Source organism: Bradyrhizobium sp. PUT101 (genome assembly GCF_052043945.1).
GTDB lineage: Bacteria > Pseudomonadota > Alphaproteobacteria > Rhizobiales > Xanthobacteraceae > Bradyrhizobium.
Window position 1 is genome coordinate 354,580 of the sequence record NZ_CP197207.1, and the last position, 19,041, is coordinate 373,620.

General features: G+C 66.1%; 17 protein-coding genes. 5 read left to right on the top strand and 12 right to left on the bottom strand.

Annotated features, from left to right (window positions below; translation table 11 throughout):
• Positions 1-5: 5 nt before the first annotated feature.
• Complete coding sequence (locus ACSHT2_RS01730) at positions 6-953, bottom strand: alpha/beta hydrolase (protein ID WP_440640110.1); 948 nt, start codon at positions 951-953, stop codon at positions 6-8.
• A 205-nt stretch (positions 954-1,158) separates the two neighbouring features.
• Between ACSHT2_RS01730 and ACSHT2_RS01735 the strand changes: the two genes are divergently transcribed.
• Entirely contained in the window at positions 1,159-2,172 is a 1,014-nt protein-coding gene (locus ACSHT2_RS01735) for a DUF2155 domain-containing protein (RefSeq protein WP_440640111.1), read from the top strand.
• A 13-nt stretch (positions 2,173-2,185) separates the two neighbouring features.
• On the opposite strand, the gene aat is transcribed toward ACSHT2_RS01735, so the two are convergent.
• The 10 genes from aat to ACSHT2_RS01785 form a co-directional block, all read right to left on the bottom strand.
• Positions 2,186-2,866 carry a leucyl/phenylalanyl-tRNA--protein transferase gene (gene aat, locus ACSHT2_RS01740; RefSeq protein ID WP_440640112.1) on the bottom strand — a complete coding sequence of 227 codons (681 nt, stop codon included), beginning with the start codon at positions 2,864-2,866 and terminating at the stop codon, positions 2,186-2,188.
• A 61-nt stretch (positions 2,867-2,927) separates the two neighbouring features.
• The gene (locus tag ACSHT2_RS01745; RefSeq protein WP_440640113.1) at positions 2,928-4,031 is read right to left on the bottom strand and encodes a sensor histidine kinase; all 1,104 of its coding nucleotides are present in this window, start codon (positions 4,029-4,031) and stop codon (positions 2,928-2,930) included.
• Positions 4,028-4,468 (bottom strand): response regulator, encoded by a 441-nt coding sequence (locus ACSHT2_RS01750; RefSeq protein ID WP_440640114.1) that lies wholly within the window; start codon positions 4,466-4,468, stop codon positions 4,028-4,030. The genes ACSHT2_RS01745 and ACSHT2_RS01750 overlap by 4 nt, the downstream gene beginning before the upstream one ends.
• Positions 4,465-5,991, bottom strand: a complete 1,527-nt coding sequence (locus ACSHT2_RS01755) for a sensor histidine kinase (protein ID WP_440640115.1) — start codon at positions 5,989-5,991, stop codon at positions 4,465-4,467. Before ACSHT2_RS01755 ends, ACSHT2_RS01750 begins: the two co-directional genes overlap by 4 nt.
• Before the next feature lie 106 nt (positions 5,992-6,097).
• Entirely contained in the window at positions 6,098-7,456 is a 1,359-nt protein-coding gene (gene accC / locus ACSHT2_RS01760; protein ID WP_440640116.1) for an acetyl-CoA carboxylase biotin carboxylase subunit, read from the bottom strand.
• Positions 7,457-7,536: 80 nt separating this feature from the next.
• Positions 7,537-8,028 (bottom strand): acetyl-CoA carboxylase biotin carboxyl carrier protein, encoded by a 492-nt coding sequence (gene accB, locus ACSHT2_RS01765; RefSeq protein WP_440640117.1) that lies wholly within the window; start codon positions 8,026-8,028, stop codon positions 7,537-7,539.
• Between the two features lie 35 nt (positions 8,029-8,063).
• Positions 8,064-8,531, bottom strand: coding sequence for a type II 3-dehydroquinate dehydratase (gene aroQ, locus ACSHT2_RS01770; RefSeq protein WP_028177213.1), 468 nt, complete (start codon positions 8,529-8,531; stop codon positions 8,064-8,066).
• Between the two features lie 225 nt (positions 8,532-8,756).
• Positions 8,757-9,566, bottom strand: a complete 810-nt coding sequence (locus tag ACSHT2_RS01775; protein ID WP_440640118.1) for a DUF1236 domain-containing protein — start codon at positions 9,564-9,566, stop codon at positions 8,757-8,759.
• Positions 9,567-9,790: 224 nt separating this feature from the next.
• On the bottom strand, positions 9,791-10,558 hold the full coding sequence (locus ACSHT2_RS01780) for a DsbA family protein (protein ID WP_440640119.1): 768 nt from the start codon (positions 10,556-10,558) through the stop codon (positions 9,791-9,793).
• Between the two features lie 98 nt (positions 10,559-10,656).
• A complete protein-coding gene (locus ACSHT2_RS01785; protein WP_440640120.1) occupies positions 10,657-12,057 on the bottom strand; it encodes a M48 family metalloprotease in 1,401 nt (466 codons plus the stop codon).
• A gap of 194 nt (positions 12,058-12,251) precedes the next feature.
• Here ACSHT2_RS01785 and ACSHT2_RS01790 point away from each other — a divergent pair, with 194 nt between their 5' ends.
• From ACSHT2_RS01790 to ACSHT2_RS01805, 4 genes are all read left to right on the top strand, one after another.
• On the top strand, positions 12,252-13,439 hold the full coding sequence (locus ACSHT2_RS01790; protein ID WP_440640121.1) for a pyridoxal phosphate-dependent aminotransferase: 1,188 nt from the start codon (positions 12,252-12,254) through the stop codon (positions 13,437-13,439).
• Positions 13,440-13,531: 92 nt separating this feature from the next.
• Positions 13,532-14,089: a biotin transporter BioY gene (locus ACSHT2_RS01795; protein ID WP_440643022.1), complete on the top strand. Its 558-nt coding sequence runs from the start codon at positions 13,532-13,534 to the stop codon at positions 14,087-14,089.
• An 83-nt stretch (positions 14,090-14,172) separates the two neighbouring features.
• Positions 14,173-15,507, top strand: coding sequence for a dicarboxylate/amino acid:cation symporter (locus ACSHT2_RS01800; RefSeq protein ID WP_440640122.1), 1,335 nt, complete (start codon positions 14,173-14,175; stop codon positions 15,505-15,507).
• A gap of 194 nt (positions 15,508-15,701) precedes the next feature.
• The gene (locus ACSHT2_RS01805) at positions 15,702-17,786 is read left to right on the top strand and encodes a tetratricopeptide repeat protein (RefSeq protein WP_440640123.1); all 2,085 of its coding nucleotides are present in this window, start codon (positions 15,702-15,704) and stop codon (positions 17,784-17,786) included.
• Here the strand turns inward: ACSHT2_RS01805 and ACSHT2_RS01810 are convergent.
• Positions 17,783-19,015, bottom strand: coding sequence for an NAD(P)/FAD-dependent oxidoreductase (locus tag ACSHT2_RS01810; RefSeq protein WP_440640124.1), 1,233 nt, complete (start codon positions 19,013-19,015; stop codon positions 17,783-17,785). The two genes, ACSHT2_RS01805 and ACSHT2_RS01810, sit on opposite strands and share 4 nt — an antisense overlap.
• Between the last annotated feature and the right edge of the window lie 26 nt (positions 19,016-19,041).

Below are 19,041 nucleotides of genomic sequence, written 5' to 3' on the forward strand. Positions count from 1 at the left end.
GCGGGTCAGCCCAATCCTTTCAACCAAACCCCGATCTCGCTCACGGCGACGTTGGCCTGTCGCAACAGCTTGCCCATGGTGAAGAAGCCGTGGAACTGGCCGGGGAAGTGCTTGTAAGTCACGGGCACGCCGGCCTGCCTGAGGCGCTCGGCATATTCGTCGCCTTCATCGCGCAGCGGATCGGCGCCGGCGGTCAGCACATAGGCCGGCGGCAGGCCGGCAAGGTTCTGCGCGCGCGCCGGCGAGGCGCGCCAGTCGTGGATCTCGCCGGCGCCATTGAGGTAGTGGTCGCGGAACCAGCGGATCACCGAATGCGTCAGCAGCACGCTCGTCTCGGGCTCGCTATGGGAGCCGTGCGTCATGGCGAAATCGGTCGCCGGATAGATCAACACCTGGCCCGCGAGCGCGGGGCCGTTGCCGTCGCGCGCGGCGAGCGCCACGACCGCGGCGAGATTGCCGCCGGCGCTGTCGCCGCCGATCGTAAGGCGCGAGGCGTCGATGCCGAGCTGGCGCGCGTTCGCGGCGATCCATTTGGTCGCGGCGATCGCGTCCTCAGTGGCGGCGGGAAACTTGTGCTCGGGCGCGAGGCGGTAGTCGACCGAGACCACGATCAGCGCGCCCTCGGCCGCGAGCTGGCGGCAGACGACGTCATGGGAATCGAGATCGCCGATCACCCAGCCGCCGCCATGGAAGAACACCAGCGCCGGCGACAGGCCGTCGTGCTGGCGCGGTTCCCTGGGCACATAGAGGCGGGCTGGGATCGTCCCGTGCGGCGCCGGGATCGCCAGCGGCGCGACGCGGGCGAGCTCCGGCGGCTCGGGGTTGGTGGCAAAGCGCGCCTGCGAATAATAGGCGCGTGCTTCGCCCGCGGTCAGCGTCTCATAGGCGGGGCGGCCGGCCTCCTGGAAGGCCTTGTAGACGGCGGCTGCATCGGGATCGAGCACAACGGGCATGAACGGGGACCTCAGGCTTTCCAGTTATCGTTGGATGTCATTTTCGGGGCAACGCCCGCCTTCGGCCCCGGGGAGGGGCGCATGACTATCCCATCCGGGAGCTGGCCTGGCCAGACCGCGCCGGGAAGGGCAGGGATGCCGCCCTTCCCCCGCCGTATTCGGCGTGTTAACCGGAGGGCCTGCGAGCGGCGGTATCCCCTTTAGAATGTCCAACAAGCCCGATTCGCTGTTGAAGCCGCGCGAGATGTTCAAAACCTTTTCCCTGACAGGCCTTGCGGCGCTGCTGGCCGCCACCGCGCTGACCGTCGCGACGCCGGCCCAGGCACAGATCGGCACGATCTTTTCGGATCCGCCGCCGCTGCGGCCGCCCGGCAGCATTCCGCGCGGCCAGCCGCAGCCGCAGGTCCCCGAGGACGACGAAGAGGTACCGGAGCTGCCGCCGCAGGGCCGCGTGCTGCCGTCGCGCCCGATGCCGCCGCCGGGCCGCCAAGGTAACGCGATGCCGGGGCCGGTCGAGAGCCAGCCGCTGGCGCCGCCGCCGGGCTCCACCGTCGCACCGCCAAACCAGCTGCCGTCCGCGGCGATCGCTCCGCCCAGTCCGCAAGGTGCGCCTGGTCAGCGCCAGCCCCAGCAGAAGGGTGCGCCGGGCACGGTCCCGCAGACCCCGGCGAGCCTTCAGCCGGGCGACGAGGTCGTGACCGAGCCGCCGGCCCAGAAGATCGTGAACAAGAAGGCGACCTTCTCCGGCCTCGACAAGATCACCGGGCGCATCATCAATTTCGACGAGGAGATCGGCGAGACCGTCCAGTTCGGTGCGCTCAGGGTCAAGACCGACGCCTGCTATACGCGGCCGGCGACAGAAGCCGCCAACACCGACGCCTTCGTCGAGGTCGACGAGATCACCTTGCAGGGCGAGGTGAAGCGCATCTTCTCGGGCTGGATGTACGCGGCAAGCCCGGGCCTGCACGGCGTCGAGCATCCGATCTACGATATCTGGCTCACCGACTGCAAAGAGCCGCAGCAGACCATTGCGACCGCGGCACCGGATCCTGCGACTAAGCCCGCACCTCCGCCGCCCGCGCAGAAGAAGGCCGCACCCAAGCAGGCCGTGCAGCAGCGTCCGCCGCAGCCCTTGCCGCCACCGCCGCAACCGGCTCCGCCACCGCCGCCGCCGGAGCAGCGGCCAGGTCTGTTCGGTATCCCCGGGTTGGGCCGCTAAGCCCGGCAAACGATCATTGCCGCGAGGCGATGATCTCGAGGGCACGTGCGCCAGGGATCGCTTCGCCGGCGGAGAGCCTCAGGAAGTCGCCGGGCTCGCCCGCCAGCGCCTTGTCGAGCAGCGCCGTATAGCGTCGCCGCGAAATCTCGACCGCGCCAAAGCTCTTCAAGTGCTCGGTGACATACTGGGTGTCGAGCAGCTCGAAGCCGCCATAAATGAGCCGCGCGACCAGATGCACCAGCGCGACCTTGGAGGCATCGCGCGCGGTGTGGAACATGCTCTCGCCGAAGAAGGCTCGTCCGAGGCTGACGCCGTACAGCCCGCCGACGAGGTCGTCGCCCTGCCAGGCTTCGACGCTGTGGCAATGGCCGAGCTCGAAGAGGCCGCCATAGAGGTCGCGGATGCGCTTGTTGATCCAGGTGTCCTCGCGTCCGGCCTGCGGCGCGGCGCAGCCGGCGATCGTCGCCTTGAACGCGGTGTTGACGGTCACGCGAAACAGATCCGAACGAACGGTGCGCGCGAGCCGCGAGGCGACTCGAAAACCATCGAGCGGGATGACGCCGCGCAACTCCGGCTCGACCCAGAACAGGGTCGGATCGTCGGCGCTTTCCGCCATCGGAAAGATGCCGCAGGCATAGGCGCGCAGCAGCACGGCCGGCGTGATTTCAGAGGGGGCGGAGTCGCGCGAAGTCATGGCTTGCCATCATAGCAGGATCGCAATGCGGTTGCGATGGGTGGTGCCGCCGGGCGCGAGGTCAGCTCGCGGCGGCGGTGCTGGTTTTGCCGGGGGCCGCGGGCATGCGGCCGAACTTCAGCAGGACCCGGGTTCCGGAATGCGCGGGATCGCGCTCGACCGAGGCGTCGAGCTTGGAGGCCATGGCCGCGACGATGCGCTGGCCCATGCCGGTGGAGCGTGGATCGGCCTTGGCGTTGTCGCCGACGCCGTCGTCGGAGATCGAGAGCAGGAGATCGTCGCCCTGCGAGATCAGCTCGACATGGATCGGGCCGGCGCCGTCGGGATAGGCGTATTTCACCGCGTTCATCACCAACTCGTTGACGATGATGCCGACGGCGACCGCACGGTCCGGATCGATCTCGATCGGCTCGGCCTTCAGCGTCAGGCGCGACATCCGGTTGCCTTCGGCCGAGCGGCGGAGATCCTCGAGCAGTGAGTCCAGATACTGGTTCAGGACCACGCTTTTGAGGTCCTGCGAGGTGTAGAGGCGGCGGTGCACCTGCGCGACCGCGGCGACGCGGCCCATCGCGTTGGTCAGTGCCGCCTTGACCTCGTTCTGTGCGGCAGAGCTCGCCTGAAGGTGCAGCAACGAGGCGATGATCTGGAGCGAATTGCCGACACGGTGGTTGACCTCGCGCAGCAGGAGCTCGCGTTCGGCGGCGAGCGCCGCGTAGCGGTCGCGCGAGGCGTGGATCTCGGCTTCAGCTTCCTCGCGCGCCCTCTGCAACGCGGCCTGGCGCAGCGCGCCTTCGGCGGCGACGTGGAGGAGCGGGATGAAGTCGCCCTGGACGTCCTTCACCAGATAGTCGGCCGCCCCCGCCTTCAGCGCGGTGACCGCGATGCTGGAATCCTGCGAGGCGGTGACGAATACGACTGGCGGCGCGTCCGGGATCGCCATGATCTGCTCGAGCGTCTCCAGCCCGTCGAGGCCCGGCATGTACTGGTCGAGCGCCACGACATCGATGCCGCCCTCGGCGCCCGCGCGGCGGATGCGTTCGAGACCTTCCTCGCCGCTCGCGGCATGAACGACCCTGTAGCCGCGCCGCGTCAGGCCGCGGTCGACCAGGCGCGCCAGCGCGTCGTCGTCGTCGATGTAGAGCAGTGTCGGCGTGCGCTGGTTCATGTGGCGGCGGGCGGGACCTGGATGACCGAGAAGAACAGCCCGAGCTGCCGGATGGCATTGGCGAAATTCTCGTAGTTGACGGGCTTGGTGATGTAGACGTTGCAGCCGAGCTCGTAGCAGCGCTTGATTTCCTGGGAATCGTCGGTGGTGGTCAGCACCACCACGGGCGAGGCCTTCAGATATTTGTTCTCCTTGATCTGCCTCAGGATGTCGATCCCGGTCATGTCGGGGAGGTTGAGGTCGAGCAGAATCAGGAGCGCGTTGCCCTTCTGCACGAGGCCGGAGCCGTCGGCCCCGAACAGGTGCTTCATCGCATCGGTGCCGTTGGCAAACGAGACGATCTCGTTGTTGACGCCCGAGCGGCGGATGTTGCGTTCGATCAGGCGGGCGTGGCCCTCGTCGTCCTCGATCATGATGATGGTGACAGGCTGGGTCATCGATCTGCGTTCCGGTTGCTCACATTCCAGGCGATCGGCAGCGTGATCGTGAAGGTGCTGCCAGCGTTCAGTTCCGATGATACCGACATGGTGCCGCCGAGGCGACGCACAAGTGCACGGACATGCGCAAGACCGATGCCCTGGCCGGGCTTGTCCTGGGTTCCCGCGCGCCGGAACAGCTCGAATATCCGCTGGTGATCCTTCGGATCAATCCCGCGGCCGTTGTCGCTGATCTCGAAGATAGCGTAGCCGAGCTTGGTCCGCCCGCGGATTCTGATCTCGCCGGGCGCGCCGGGCTTGAGATATTTGATCGCGTTGTCGATCAGATTGGAGAAAATCTGCTCGAGTGCGAGACGGTCGCTCACGAGGTTCGGCAGGGGCTCGATGTGGATCTCGGCCTGTGCCTCGGCCGCCTGGTGCGCCAGCGTCGAGACGATGGCCTCGATCAGCTCGCGCGTGTCGATCTTCACCGGCTGGAATTCGCGCCGGCCCTCGCGCGTGAGGTTGAGGATGGCCGAGATCAGCCGGTCCATCTTGGCGATCGACGTCTTGATGAAGCCGAGCGCTTCGGAAAAATCCTCCGAGAGCTGTTTGTCGGCGCCTTCGAGCGCGATCTCGCCCGGCCCGGCGGGGGCCAGCGGCGCTCCCTCCGCAGGGACGTGAGCGAGACTGCTGATGCGGCGGAAGATATCGCCGCCGAGCTCCTCGAGCTCGCTGGTGAAGCCCATGATGTTGACGAGCGGCGAGCGCAGATCGTGGCTGACGATATAGGCAAAGCGCTGGATCTCGTCGTTGGCTTCGCGCAGGTCTGCCGTGCGTTCGTCGACGACGGCCTCCAAATTGACGTTGGCATCGCGCAGGCGCGATTCGGCCTCGTCGCGGGCGCCGGCCGAGCGCCGCACCAGCCAGATCGAGATCATCGCCAGCACCACCACGAGGCCGGAGCCGATTCCGGTCATCGACGCGGCGAGGGTCTGGCTGCGGTCGGAGTTGGCAGTGCGGACGCGGAACAGGCGCACCTCTTCCTCGATCATCGCGTTCGCGATGGTGGTGATCCTCTCCGTGGTGTCCTGGGCCGCGGCCTCACGCACCAGTGCCGTGGCCCTGTCCGGCTGGCCTTGCTGGATGAAGACCATTTCCTGCGCGAACTGGCCGAGGCGGAGCTCGATCGCCGCGCTCAGTTTTTCGACGTGCTCGCGTTGACCTGGATTGTCGCCGCTCAGGCGCGTCAGCTTGTCGAGGGCGGGGATGATTGCCGCCACGGCCTTTTCGTGGTCGATCCTGAAGTTCTCTCCCTGCGTCAGCAGGAAGCCGCGGGCGCCGCTTTCTGCGCGCCGGATCTCCAGCAACAGGGTGTTGATCTGGTTCTCCACCTCGATGGTGTGAACCACCCATTTGCTGTCCTCCCGCGCCTTGTTGACGAGGTAGACGGAGCCGGCACTGATCACGGTCAGCACCAAAAGCCCCGCCGCGAACAGCAGGATTTGCCAGAATGCGCGCCGTCGCTGGCCTTCAGCCGTCACGACGGTTCACCTGTCGATGTTCAGTGGAGTTCAAAACGCCCCCTTGGAACTATGCCCGCCGTCCAGAACGCGATCGGGGCCAAAGGGTTCCAGAAGGGGCGGAAGATTATCTCGCTGCAGGTTCCGGCTTGCCGGCGAGGTACTGCTCCAGCCAGTGGATGTGGTAGTCGCCGTTGATGATGTCGTCTTCGCGCACCAGTGCACGGAACAGCGGCAGCGTGGTCTCGATGCCTTCGACCACCATCTCATCCAGCGCCCGGCGCAGCCGCATCAGGCATTCTGCGCGGGTCTTGCCGTGCACGATCAGCTTGCCGACGAGCGAATCGTAATAGGGCGGGATCGTGTAGCCCTGATAGACGGCGGAATCGATCCGGACGCCGAGGCCGCCGGGCGGATGATATTGCAGGATCCGGCCGGGCGAGGGGCGGAAGGTCTGCGGATTCTCGGCGTTGATGCGGCACTCGATCGCGTGGCCGATGACCTGGATTTCGTTCTGCTTGGCAGGCAGGTCGCCGCCGGCGGCGATGCGGATCTGCTCCAGCACGAGGTCGATGTCGGTGATGCTCTCGGTGACGGGATGCTCGACCTGGATGCGGGTGTTCATCTCGATGAAGTAGAACTCGCCGTCCTCGTACAGGAACTCGATGGTGCCGACGCCGAGATATTTCATCTCGCGCATCGCTTTCGCGCAGGTCTCGCCGATCTTGGCCCGCGCCGCGGCGGACAGCACGGGCGAGGGGCCTTCCTCCCAGACCTTCTGATGACGGCGCTGCAGCGAGCAGTCGCGCTCGCCGAGATGGATGGCGCCGCCGCGGCCGTCGCCGAGGATCTGGATCTCGATATGGCGCGGCTTCTGGAGGTATTTTTCCAGATAGACGGACGCATCGCCAAAGGCGGACCTGGCCTCGTTGGCCGCGGTCGACAGCGCCAGCAGGAGGTCGGCCTCGCTGTGCGCGACTTTCATGCCGCGGCCGCCGCCGCCTGCCGCTGCCTTCACCAGCACCGGGAAGCCGATCGCCTTGGCGATCGCCATCGCGTCGTCATCGGGACCGACCGCGCCGTCGGAGCCGGGCACCACGGGAATGCCGAGGCGCTTCGCCGTCTTCTTGGCTTCGATCTTGTCGCCCATCAGGCGGATGTGCTCGGCCTTCGGGCCGATGAAATGCAGATTGTGCTCGGCGAGAATTTCCGCAAAACGCGCGTTCTCGGAGAGGAAGCCGTAACCGGGATGCACGGCGTCGGCGCCCGTGATCTCGCAGGCCGCGAGCAGCGCGGGCACGTTGAGATAGCTGTCCTTGGACGAGGGCGGCCCGATGCAGACGCTCTCATCCGACAGCCGCACATGCATGGCATCGGCGTCGGCCGTGGAGTGCACGGCGACGGTCGCGATCCCGAGCTCCTTGCAGGCCCTGAGGATGCGAAGGGCGATCTCGCCGCGATTGGCTATGAGGATCTTGTCGAACATGGTGCCTCGGGGGCGAATGGGGAATAGCGAATGGCGAATAGGCAGGAGCAGCTATTCGCTACTCGCTATTCGCCACTCCCTCACTCAATGATGACGAGCGGCTCGCCGTACTCGACCGGCTGGCCGTCCTCGACCAGGATCTGCGTCACCGTGCCGGCGCGCGGCGAGGGGATCTGGTTCATCGTCTTCATGGCCTCGATGATCAGCAGCGTCTGGCCGACCGCGACCTTGGTGCCGACCTCGATGAACGGCTTTGCGCCCGGCTCCGGCGCCCAATAGGCGGTGCCGACCATTGGAGAGGTCACGGCGCCGGGATGCTTCGACAGATCGGCCGCGGCAGTGGCGGGCGCGGCGGCGCTTCCCGCCGCCACGGCGGCAGGACCGGCCGTCACCGGCATCGGCATGGTCGCGGCCACGCTGATGTTGCGGGCGACGCGCAGGCGCAGCCCCGCCCGCTCGATCTCGATCTCGGTAAGGCTGGTCTCATCGAGCAGCAAGGCAAGCTCGCGGATGAGCGCGGAATCCTCGCTGGAAAATTTTGCGGCTGCTTTGTCGTCTGGCTGGCGCGCCATGTTGTTTGATCCGAATGTTCTGTTGGAAGGGGGCGTCAGGCGTTGGGCTTGATGCCGAGCTTGGCGGCAAGGCCCTGAATGGCGAGGCGGTAGCCCTCGATGCCGAAACCGCAGAGCGAGGCGAAGGCCGCGCGTGCGGTGTAGGAATGGTGACGAAAACTCTCGCGGGCGTGGATGTTGGTCACGTGCACCTCGACCGTCGGGATCTGCACCGCGAGCAGTGCGTCGTGCAGCGCGATGGAGGTGTGGGAATAGCCGCCGGCATTGATGACGATGCCCTTCATCTTGCGCCGGTGCGCCTCGTGGATGAAGTCGATCAGCTCGCCTTCGCGGTTGGACTGCCGGCAGTCGGCCTTCAGGCCGAAGGTCGCCGCTGTCTCCCGGCACAGCGCCTCGACGTCGGCCAGCGTCGCATGACCGTACTTTTCGGGCTCGCGTGTCCCCAGCATGTTGAGGTTCGGCCCGTTCAGGACGAGGATCGTATCGGTTGCAGGTTCGGCCATTCCAATCCCGGAAGAGGTGCTTCGGCGTGGCGGGGTTATAGGTAACAAAGCGCGTGAGGGGAAGCCTTGAAGGGCCTCAGGGGCGGGTTCAGGCACCTCACCCAGTGTGCAAAAACCTGTGCGGAAACTACGGAAATTGCTTGTTAACCAGTCCGAAGCATGGCTGCGGGCCGAATGCAAAGGGGCGGGCATCGCTGCCCGCCCCGAGGTCGCCGGTGTCCTGCCTTAGACGTTCAGGACCGCCACGATCTCGTAGGTGTCCGGATCGATGATCACGATCTCATCGCGCACCAGGACGTACCTGTAGGTCCGCCACTCCGGATAAATGGTCACGACCCGCGACGGCAGGGCGTGCAGCGTAATGCCCTCCCGCGGGATGCGGGTGCCGACCGCGATCGAGAAGTTCACGTTCGTCACCGGAGCGACGCGCTGCTCGCGGATCACCGACGTGATCTGCGTCCGCTGCTCGGTCGAAAGCTTTGCAGCGGCACCGGCCTGGCCGACCGTGGTCGAGCTCTGGCCCTGCGCGTTCTGGGTCGTGCTGGTGCCGGTGCCCGGCCGGTTCTCGGCGTTGTTGGTCGAGGAGCCGCTCTTGCTGCCCTCAGCCTTCATGTCCTTCTGGTCCCTGCTGCCGGACTTGCTGGTGTCCTGGCTGATGCTCTTGGACTTGTCCTGCCGGGACTTGTCCATTTGATCCTGCGCGCGTTCGTCGGTGCGCTGGCCCTTGGTGGCGCCAGCCTTGTCCTCGACCGCGTTCTTGTTCATCGCGCCGGACTTGTCTTCGGACGCGCGATCGGACTTCATCGTGCTGGAGCCGCCAGCCTGGCCGACGGTACCCTTGTCGTGGCTCATGGAATCGCGACCCATCGAGCCGCCGCGCTCTGCGGCGCCGCCGGAGGGCTGCGAGTGCTGCATCTGCTGCGAGCCACCGGCGCCGCCACCGCTGTCGCGGCCCATTGTGCCCTGTGCGTTTGCCAGACCGGTCCCCGCGACGAGTGCGACTGCGGCAACCGAGATCATAAAGCGGTTCAACATCGAAATTCTCCTCACGTGTTTCTTGCGTCATTGCCCGCGCCGACAACGAAAGGAGATTTGAGTTGTTCCGGAACTTCGTCTGTTCCGCGGCATTTGTTTGTTGAACGCCAGATGAATGACTTTGCACGAGACGACAACGTTAGGCCCGCGAAAAAGGCCGGCTCTTCAGCCGGCCCTTTTGCTTGCATGTACGAGTTGAGAAAGGCGCGATCAGCAAGTCGCCTCTAGCAGGTTGCCTTGCCGCAGCGGGCGATGCCGATCTTTTCCTTGAGCCCTTCGACGCCGACGGCGCCGATCACGATCTGCTTGCCGATCACATAGCTCGGCGTGCCGTTCATGCCCATCGCTTCGGCAAGCTTGAAATTTTCCTCGATGGTGGCGCGCACCTCGGGGCTGGCGATGTCCTTCTCAATTCGAGCAGTGTCGAGGCCGGCTTCCTTCGCCGCCTGAATCGCGCGCGCCTTGTCGGCTGCGCCCCGGCCGCCGAGCAGTCTCTGGTGGAAGTCGAGATATTTCTTGCCTGAGGGATCCTGCATGCGCACCGCGACTGCGACCTGGGCCGCCTCGACCGAACCCTGGCTCAGCACCGGAAACTCCTTCAGCACGACCTTCAGCTTCGGATCGCTCTTCATGAGGGTGAGCATGTCGTCCATCGCGCGCTTGCAGTAGCCGCAATTGTAGTCGAAGAACTCGACGAAGGTGACGTCGCCGTCCTTGTTGCCGAGCACGACCTGGCGCGGCGAGTTGAAGATCGCATCGGCGTTCTGCGCGATGCTGGCTTCGTGCTTCTGCGTTTCGGCCGCGGCCTGGCGCTTGCTGAGCTCGGCCATGGCCTCCTCGAGCACCTCGGGATGGCTGACGAGGTACTTCTTGATGATGGCCTCGATGTCGGTGCGCTGGGCATCGGAGAAGCTGTCGGCCGATGCGGGCACGGTTGCGCCGAACATGGCGAGTGCGAACAATGCAGGAGCAAGCAGGCGCAGCGAAGGCATAGGTAAATCCTCTTATCCAAAGCAGGTTTCGATGAACGTCCCGGCGGACTTAAGCTCGGTGTCGTGACGTCGTGGTATCGGGCGTCGTTCGAGTTGCGTCAGTTGCGCGGCGGCTTCGCCGCTACGATGTCGTCGGCCTTGACCCATCCGGGCGTGCCGATGGCGAAACGGGTTTTCGCGCGCGTTGCAAGCTCGCGGGCGGTCTTGTTGTCGCCGCGCAAGTAAGCGGCCTGGGCCGAGGCGAGATCTGCCTCGGCATAGTCTCCCTTCCGGCCGTAGGCCATCGCGAGCTGGGTATAGCCGAGCGCCGCCTCGGGCTCTCGGGCCACGGCAGCGCGGAGAATCCGAACAGCATCGTCCGTGTAGGCTTTATTTTCGGTTCCAACCAGAGCCTGTCCAAGTAACATCTCGATGAGGGGCGCGTTGTTCGAGAGGGCGACGGCTTTGCGCAGGGCAGGGATCGCCTCGGCGGGCTTGCCGCTCTCCAAAAGCGCCTGGCCGCGCACCTCGTAGAAGTAGGGGTTGTTCGGCTGAACCTGGATCAGCGCGTCGATCTGAGTGAGCGCGCTGCGCAAATCCCCGTGCAGATAGGTGCTGATGGCGCGGGCATAGCGCGCCGGCAAGCTGTCGTTGGTCTGGGGATAGCGGCGGTACACCGTCTCCGGCCGCTCCATGAAGGCGGATATCTTGGCACGGACCATGTCGTGCCGGAGCTGAAGCGTGGGATCGTCCTTTTTGTTCCAGTATGGGCTGGAGCTTGCGAATTCCTGGAGTGCGGCGACGCGCTCGGCCGGCATCGGATGCGACTGGAGATAGGGATCGGCGCCGCGCGCAGCGAACAGGCTCTCGCTGGTGAAGCGCTTGAAGGTCTCGTACATGCCTTTCGGCGATTGCTGGGTCGCGGTCAGGAATTTCACGCCGGCGCGGTCGGCGTTCTCCTCCTGCTGTCGCTGGTAGGATAACAGCGTACGGCGGATCATCTCCTGCGGAGCGGCGATCGCTGCCGCGCCGGCATTGGCCAGCCCGTTGTTGCCGCCGCTCGAGCCGCGGGCGCTGCCGGCGGCGATTGCGCCGGCGCCGAGCAGCATCGCGATGATCATCTGGGTCTGGGCCGTGGCGAGCTGCTCGCGCAGCTTGGACAGATGACCGCCGGCCAGATGTCCGGTCTCGTGCGCGAGCACGCCGATGATCTGGTTCGGCGTCTCCGACTGCAGGATCGCGCCCCAATTGACGAAGATGCGGCGGCCGTCCGCGACGAACGCGTTGAACGAGCCGTCGTTGATGATCACCATCTGGATGTTCTGCTTCTCCAGACCCGCGACGCGCAGGATCGGGCGGGTGTATTCGCGCAGCAGCTGCTCGGTCTCGGTGTCGCGCAGGACCGGCGGCCCCTTGGCCTGTGCCCGCGCGGCCGAGAACGGCGTCAGCGCGATCGCCGCGGCCGTGACGAGGGCGGTGAGAGCGGAAGACTTCTGGCGCAATGCGATCTGGAGCAACATCGAGCGGTCTGGGTCAAACGGTCTTGGTCAGGCAGTTTCGTGATTGGTTTTGGCGATTGGCGGCGGACCGGATACGCGATATGCCCCTTGTGAGCCGCGCCCTTTATGAGCCGTACAATGCGGCCAGTCTGGGGCGCAAGCGCCCTGTTTTCCGGACCGGACGGATCCGGTCCGCCAGCGAATAGCAGAAATCGATGCACGATGCGACATTGAGGAACCGGTTGGGGCAGTGGCTCGAGCCCTCCCGCCGCAGCGAAGTTCCCCCGTTCATGGTGATGGACGTCATGGCGGCGGCGGCCCGAATCGAGGCCGCCGGTGGCCATGTCATCCATATGGAGGTCGGCCAGCCCGCGGCCGGTGCGCCCAGGACCGCGATCGCCGCCGCCCATGCGGCGCTGGAGGCCGGACGGATCGATTATACCTCCGCGCTTGGTATCCCCAGTCTGCGCGAGCGCATCGCGCGCCATTATCGCGACACCTATGGCTGCGACGTCAGCTCCGAGCGGATCGTGGTGACCACAGGCTCCTCCGGCGGCTTCATCCTGGCTTTCCTGTCGATGTTCGAGCCCGGCGATCGCGTCGCCGTCACCGTGCCGGGCTATCCACCGTACCGTCATATCCTCACCGCGCTCGGCTGCGAGCCGGTGCTGATCGAAACCACGGACGAGACACGCCACGCGCTCACCGGTGAGGCGCTGCTCGCCGCCCATCGCAAGGCGCCGCTGAAGGGCGTGCTGGTCGGCAGTCCCGCCAATCCGACGGGCACGATGATGTCCCGCGAGGCGCTCGCCGGCCTCATCGCGGCCGCGGAAGACGCTGGCATCCGCTTCATCTCGGATGAGATCTATCACGGGCTCGATTACGCGTTTCCAGCCGTGACGGCGGCGGCGCTGTCCGAGCACGCACTCGTGATCAACTCGTTCTCGAAGTATTTTTGCATGACGGGCTGGCGCGTCGGCTGGATGGTCGTACCAGAGATCATGGTGCGGCCGATCGAGCGGCTCCAGCAGAACCTCTTGATCTCGGTGCCGTCGCTGTCGCAGATCGCGGCGGAGGCTGCCTTCGACGGCGCGGCCGAGATGGAGGAGATCAAGCACGGCTATCAGGAAAACCGGCGTATCCTGATCGATGGATTGCCCAAGGCCGGACTGACGAGATTCCTGCCCGCCGACGGCGCCTTCTATCTCTACGCCGACGTCTCGGATTTCACCTCGGACAGTTTCGAGTTCGCCAAGCAAATGCTGGAGCAGGCGCGCGTGGCGGCAACGCCCGGCGTCGATTTCGATCCCATCCATGGTCGTTCATTCATACGGTTTTCCTATGCCCGCTCGCTCGATGAGATGCGAGAGGCAGTTGACCGGATTGCTGAGTGGCTTAAATAACTGCGCCAGTTTTCTTCAGCCTTCCGGAGTTCAACTTGTCAGACCGTTCCGTCCCGTCCGTCGCTGCGCCACATTCCTCTCTCGCCGCTTTGATGTGGCCGACCCGGCCGGGCGAAGCCGTCGGCGCGCTGCGTGCCGTCGTGCTGATTGCGCTCGGCACCGCGCTGATGGCGCTGTCGGCCAAGGTGAACCTGCCGCTGCCCTATGTGCCGATGACGCTGCAGACGCTGGTGGTGCTGATGATCGGCGCCGCCTATGGCTGGCGGCTTGGCAGCGCAACCATGATTGCCTACCTCGCCGAGGGCGCGATCGGGCTGCCGGTGTTCGCCGGTCCCGTGGGGGGGATTGCTCCGCTGGTCGGCCCGACCGCGGGCTATCTGTTCGGTTTCGTGCTGGCTGCCTTCGTGACCGGCTGGCTCGCCGAGCGCGGCTGGGATCGCAGCGTGATGCTGCTGTTTGCGGCGATGGCTGTTGGCCACATCGTCATTCTGGCTGCCGGGTTCGGCTGGCTGGCGTTCGGACTCGGCCTCGGTGCCGCCAAGGCCTGGCAGGTCGGCATCGTACCGTTCATTGCGGCCTCACTGGTCAAGAATGCGCTCGGCGCGACCCTGATGCCCGCGGCACGCCGGATTGTTGCGCGCCGCCGGTAAAGCGCTCAGCAGCGAGCAGTTCCGATTGACAGGGCCGGCCAAATTGATCTCGGCTGGCCCAGTGTTTTGAGGGGAGTGACGCCATGACGACGACAACGATGGCGGGAGCGCCGGTCGCGCCGCCCGTCGCCAAGCCGTGGTACAAAGTCCTCTACGTCCAGGTGCTGATCGCGATCGTGCTCGGTGCCATTCTCGGCTGGCTGTGGCCGCAGGTCGCCACCAACGAATGGATCAAGGCGCTCGGCGACGGCTTCATCAAGTTGATCAAGATGGTGATCGCCCCGATCATCTTCTGCACCGTCGTCTCCGGCATCGCCCACATTCAGGACGCCAAGAAGGTCGGCCGCATCGGCGTCAAGGCGCTGGTCTATTTCGAGGTGGTCTCGACCTTCGCGCTGGTGATCGGTCTCATCGTCGGCAATCTCGTCAGGCCGGGCTCCGGCTTCGGCAATGCGGCGGCGAACGAGGCGGCCGTTGCAAGCTACGCCAAGCAGGCCGCCGGCCAGAGGTCCGTCGACTTCGTGCTGCACATCATTCCCGACACGGTGGTCGGCGCCTTCGCGCAAGGCGAAATTCTGCAGGTGCTGCTGTTCGCGGTGCTATTCGGCTTTGCTTTGATGAGCCTCGGCGAGCGCGGCCATACGATTCGCAGCTTCATCGACGATGCCGCGCACGCGGTGTTCGGTGTCATCTCGATCGTGATGCGCGCGGCGCCGATCGGTGCGTTCGGCGCGATGGCCTATACGATCGGCAAGTTCGGCACCGGCGCCATCCTCAACCTGGTCGGTCTGATCGCCACGTTCTATGTCACCGCGGCGCTGTTCGTGTTCGTCGTGCTCGGCCTCATCGCGCGCACCGCCGGGTTCTCGATCTTCAAGTTCCTGGCCTACATCAAGGACGAGCTGCTGATCGTGCTCGGCACCTCGTCGTCGGAAAGCGCGCTGCCGTCCCTCATGGAGAAGCTGGAGCGGCTCGGCTGCTCCAAGTCGGTGGTCGGCCTCGTGGTGCCCACGGGTTACTCCTTCAACCTCGACGGCACCAACATCTACATGACGCTGGCGACCCTGTTCATCGCGCAGGCGCTCGGCGTCGATCTTTCCTTCGGCCAGCAACTCACGATCCTGGTCGTGACGATGCTGACCTCGAAGGGCGCCTCCGGCATCACCGGCGCAGGATTCATCACGCTGGCCGCGACGCTCGCCGTGGTCGATCCACGCCTCGTGCCGGGCATGGCGATCGTGCTCGGCATCGACAAGTTCATGAGCGAGTGCCGCGCGCTGACCAATCTGTGCGGCAACGGCGTCGCCTGCGTGATCGTGGCATGGTGGGAAGGCGAGCTCGACCGCGACAAGCTCAACGCCAACCTCGCCAAGCAGATCGATCCGACCGACATGGAGACGGCGATCACGACGGACTGATCCGGCGATCGCCTGCGGCGGCGCAATGCGCCGTCAGGTCTCGAACTAACAGGGCTGGTCGATATCCTCGATCAGCCCTTTTCCTTTGGCGCTTGCTCCGGCGATTTCGATATTGCGCCGTGCGCGCGGACTGACGGAATTTTCGACCTCGCGCGTTTAACCTGCATCTCGGATCTCGGAAGGGTGGGGCTATCGTGGGCAATGCGGCTGCGAATCCGATCGTGGTGCAGGCGGCGAAGCATTTTGCGGCGGGCCGGCCGGAGCAGGCGGATGCCTTGTGCGCGGAGGTCCTGAGGGCCGAGCCGGATCACGTCCCGGCGCTGCATCTGGCCGCCGTCGCCGCCTTCGTCACGGATCGTGCCGCCGACGGCGTCGCGCTGCTCGGCCGCCTCTTCGACATCGATCCCGACCACGCGCCGGCGCTGGTCACGCTGGGCGATGCGCTGGCGGTGAAGGGCGAGCATGAGGGCGCTGTGGCCGCGTTCGAGCGGGCGCTCCGCCGGCGCCCGGACGACGCCGGCCTTCACAATAAGCTTGGCGTGGCGCTCGGCGAGCTCGCGCGTTTCGGCGAGGCCGAGGTCGCCTATCGCCGTGCGATTGTGCTCGATGCGCATCTGACGCGGGCGTGTTTCAACCTTGGCGTCGCGCTGGCCGAGCAGGGACGGCTGGCCGAAGCGGAAGAGGCCTATCGCGCGCTGATTGCGCGCGAGCCCGCTTATCGCGGCGCCTGGCTCAATCTCGGCGACGTCCTTTCGGGCCAGGACAGGCCGGGCGAGGCCGCAGCCGCCTATCGTCGCGCCCTTGACGCCGATCCGGATGATCCGGGGCTGCTCTGCAGTCTTGGCGCGGCGCTCTATCGGCAGGGATTGCTCGGAGACGCCATCGAGCAGTACCGCCGCGCCGTCGCGCTTGGGCCGGACAACATCGCGGCGCTGCGCCTGCTCGGCCTCCTCCTGCACGAGGATGGTCAGCTGCGCGAGGCCGCCGAGGTCTACAGACGAACGTTTGCGCTCGATCCGGCAGACCATGTGATCGCAACCAATCTCGGCGCCTGCTACTCCGAACTCGGCGCGCTCGACGACGCGATCGCATCCTGTGGGCACGCTCTGCTGCTCAAGCCCGATCACGCGCCGGCCTATACCAATCTCGGCATCATCTTCGAAAAACAGGAGCGCGTCGCGGACGCGGTTGCCGCCCATCGCTGCGCAGTTGCCGCCGATCCCGGCTATGCCAAGGGCCACGCCAATCTGGCGGTGGCGCTGCGCAATGCCGGAGAGATCGACGAGGCGCTCGCGGTCTCGCGCCATGCGGTTGCGCTCGATCCCGAGCAGCCGCTCGCCCAGTACAATCACGCACACTTCCTGCTGATGAACGGTGACTTCGCCAATGGCTTCGAAGCGTATCGGTGGCGGCGCAGATCCAGGTCGCTCTCGGACGGTGACCCCACATTCAGCGAGCCGGAATGGCACGGGGAGCCGCTCGATGGTCGCACATTGCTGCTGTTTGCCGAATACGGGCTCGGCGACGCCCTGCATTTCGTGCGCTATCTGCCTATGGTGACGGCGAGGGGCGGAAATATCGTCCTCCAGGTGCAGCCCGCACTCGCCTCCCTGCTGCGAACGCTGCCCGATGTGACCGTGATCCCGCGCGGCGAGCCGCTGCCGCCGTTCGACCTGCAACTGCCGCTGATGAGCCTGCCGCGCGTGTTCGGCACCACGCTCGACACCATTCCGGCCGACGTTCCGTATCTGCATGCCGATCCCGCAAGACTTCTGCGCTGGCGGGCTGCGCTCGCCGACGTGACGGCCCTGAAGGTCGGCGTGGCCTGGGCCGGGAATATCAGGCACAAGGGCGACCGGCAGCGCTCGCTGTCGGCCGAGGCCGTGCTGCCGCGCCTGGTGATGCCGGGCGTGCAGCTCTACAGTCTGCAAAAGGAGCCGCGCCCCGACGATGGTCCGGTCCTCGCGGCTCTCAACCGCGATATCGTCGATCTTGCCCCCGCCCTCGGCGATTTCGCCGATACTGCGGCCGCCGTGGCGTCGCTTGATCTCGTCATCGCCGTCGACACGTCGGTCGCGCATCTTGCCGGCGCGCTCGGCCGTCCGGTGTGGATGCTCACGCCTTACGCGCTCGACTGGCGCTGGCTGCGCGATCGCGAGGACACTCCCTGGTATCCGACCATGCGGCTGTTCCGCCAGCGCAGGCCGCGCGAATGGGACGACCCGCTGATGCGCCTGTCGGCCGCGCTCGCAGTCCTCGCCGCGAAAGCAGGGAGTTAAAACCGCTCAGGCCGGTATGGCGTGGGATCGACCGCCGGCGTCTCGCCGCTCATGATCTCGGCGAGCAGGCGTCCGGTGGCGGGTCCCAGCGTAAAGCCCTGATGACCATGGCCGAAGTTCATCCAGAGGCCGGGGTGGCGCGGGGCGCGGCCGAGCACCGGGAGCATGTCGGGCGTGCAGGGCCGAGTGCCGAACCACGGATCCGGCTCGACCCGCTTGCCGAGGTCGATCAGCTCGCGCGCCGAGGCTTCGGCGCTGGCGAGCTGCACCGGTGTTGCCAACGCATCCGGCCCCGTCAGCTCCGCTCCCGTGGTGATGCGAATTCCCTTGGCCATCGGACCCATGGCATAGCCGCCGGTCTTGTCGATCAGCGGCAGGTCGAGCGAAGCGCCGCCGCTGTAATGCATGTGGTAGCCGCGCTTGCGCACCAGCGGGATGCGATAGCCGAATTTGTGGAGGAGGTCGGGCGACCACGGCCCGAGCGTCACGACGGCGTCGGGAGCATCGAGGCGTCCGTTGTCGGTGTCGACCGACCAGCCGGTCGCGGTCTGTTGCAACGACTGCGCATCACCGAGCACGATCGTGCCGCCGAGGCGCTCGAACAACTCGGCATAGGCCGTGACCAGTGCGCCGGGATCTGACACGGTCCAGGTGTCGAGCCAGTGGATCGCGCCTGGGAGATCGTCGCGCAGGATCGGTTCGGCCTTGGCAAGCTCGCTGCCCGACAGCACGCGAAAGTTCACGCCGAATTCGCGCTGATCCTCTTCCGCGGCCTTGATCGAGAGATCCAATGAAGCGGCGTCGCGAAACAACGCTCGGTAGCCGGCACGGCGGATGAGATTATCGGCATGGGCCTTTCGGATCAGGATGTCGTGCTCGGCCGTTGCGTAGGCGATCAGCCGTGCCCACGCCTCGATCGCCTCGCGATGCCGCTTCGGCGCCGAATGCCACCAGTAGCGGAGCAGGGGCTCGACGTGGAGATGGAGGGAGGAGAGGCTGTAGCGCACGTCGTTGGTGCGGCCGGTCGCGATCTTCAAGAGCGAAGCGAAGTCGCGCGGCATGGGATAGGGGCGTACCGCTTCCGCCTGGATCATCCCGGCATTGCCGTAGCTGGTCTCGCGACCCGGCTCCCTGCGGTCGACGAGCGTGATGGACCAGCCGCGCTGCTGCAGGTGCAGCGCCGCGCTCACACCGACCATGCCGCCGCCAAGAATTATTGCACGTCGCATCGAAACTGACCTCGCCAACCAAAAAC

Bases quoted from the DNA above. Each gene is read 5' to 3' on its own strand.
- ACSHT2_RS01730 (WP_440640110.1), bottom strand. From the start codon at position 953: ATGCCCGTTGTGCTCGATCCCGATGCAGCCGCCGTCTACAAGGCCTTC.
- ACSHT2_RS01735 (WP_440640111.1), top strand. From the start codon at position 1,159: ATGTCCAACAAGCCCGATTCGCTGTTGAAGCCGCGCGAGATGTTCAAA.
- aat (WP_440640112.1), bottom strand. From the start codon at position 2,866: ATGACTTCGCGCGACTCCGCCCCCTCTGAAATCACGCCGGCCGTGCTG.
- ACSHT2_RS01745 (WP_440640113.1), bottom strand. From the start codon at position 4,031: ATGAACCAGCGCACGCCGACACTGCTCTACATCGACGACGACGACGCG.
- ACSHT2_RS01750 (WP_440640114.1), bottom strand. From the start codon at position 4,468: ATGACCCAGCCTGTCACCATCATCATGATCGAGGACGACGAGGGCCAC.
- accC (WP_440640116.1), bottom strand. From the start codon at position 7,456: ATGTTCGACAAGATCCTCATAGCCAATCGCGGCGAGATCGCCCTTCGC.
- accB (WP_440640117.1), bottom strand. From the start codon at position 8,028: ATGGCGCGCCAGCCAGACGACAAAGCAGCCGCAAAATTTTCCAGCGAG.
- aroQ (WP_028177213.1), bottom strand. From the start codon at position 8,531: ATGGCCGAACCTGCAACCGATACGATCCTCGTCCTGAACGGGCCGAAC.
- ACSHT2_RS01775 (WP_440640118.1), bottom strand. From the start codon at position 9,566: ATGTTGAACCGCTTTATGATCTCGGTTGCCGCAGTCGCACTCGTCGCG.
- ACSHT2_RS01780 (WP_440640119.1), bottom strand. From the start codon at position 10,558: ATGCCTTCGCTGCGCCTGCTTGCTCCTGCATTGTTCGCACTCGCCATG.
- ACSHT2_RS01785 (WP_440640120.1), bottom strand. From the start codon at position 12,057: ATGTTGCTCCAGATCGCATTGCGCCAGAAGTCTTCCGCTCTCACCGCC.
- ACSHT2_RS01790 (WP_440640121.1), top strand. From the start codon at position 12,252: ATGCACGATGCGACATTGAGGAACCGGTTGGGGCAGTGGCTCGAGCCC.
- ACSHT2_RS01795 (WP_440643022.1), top strand. From the start codon at position 13,532: ATGTGGCCGACCCGGCCGGGCGAAGCCGTCGGCGCGCTGCGTGCCGTC.
- ACSHT2_RS01800 (WP_440640122.1), top strand. From the start codon at position 14,173: ATGACGACGACAACGATGGCGGGAGCGCCGGTCGCGCCGCCCGTCGCC.
- ACSHT2_RS01810 (WP_440640124.1), bottom strand. From the start codon at position 19,015: ATGCGACGTGCAATAATTCTTGGCGGCGGCATGGTCGGTGTGAGCGCG.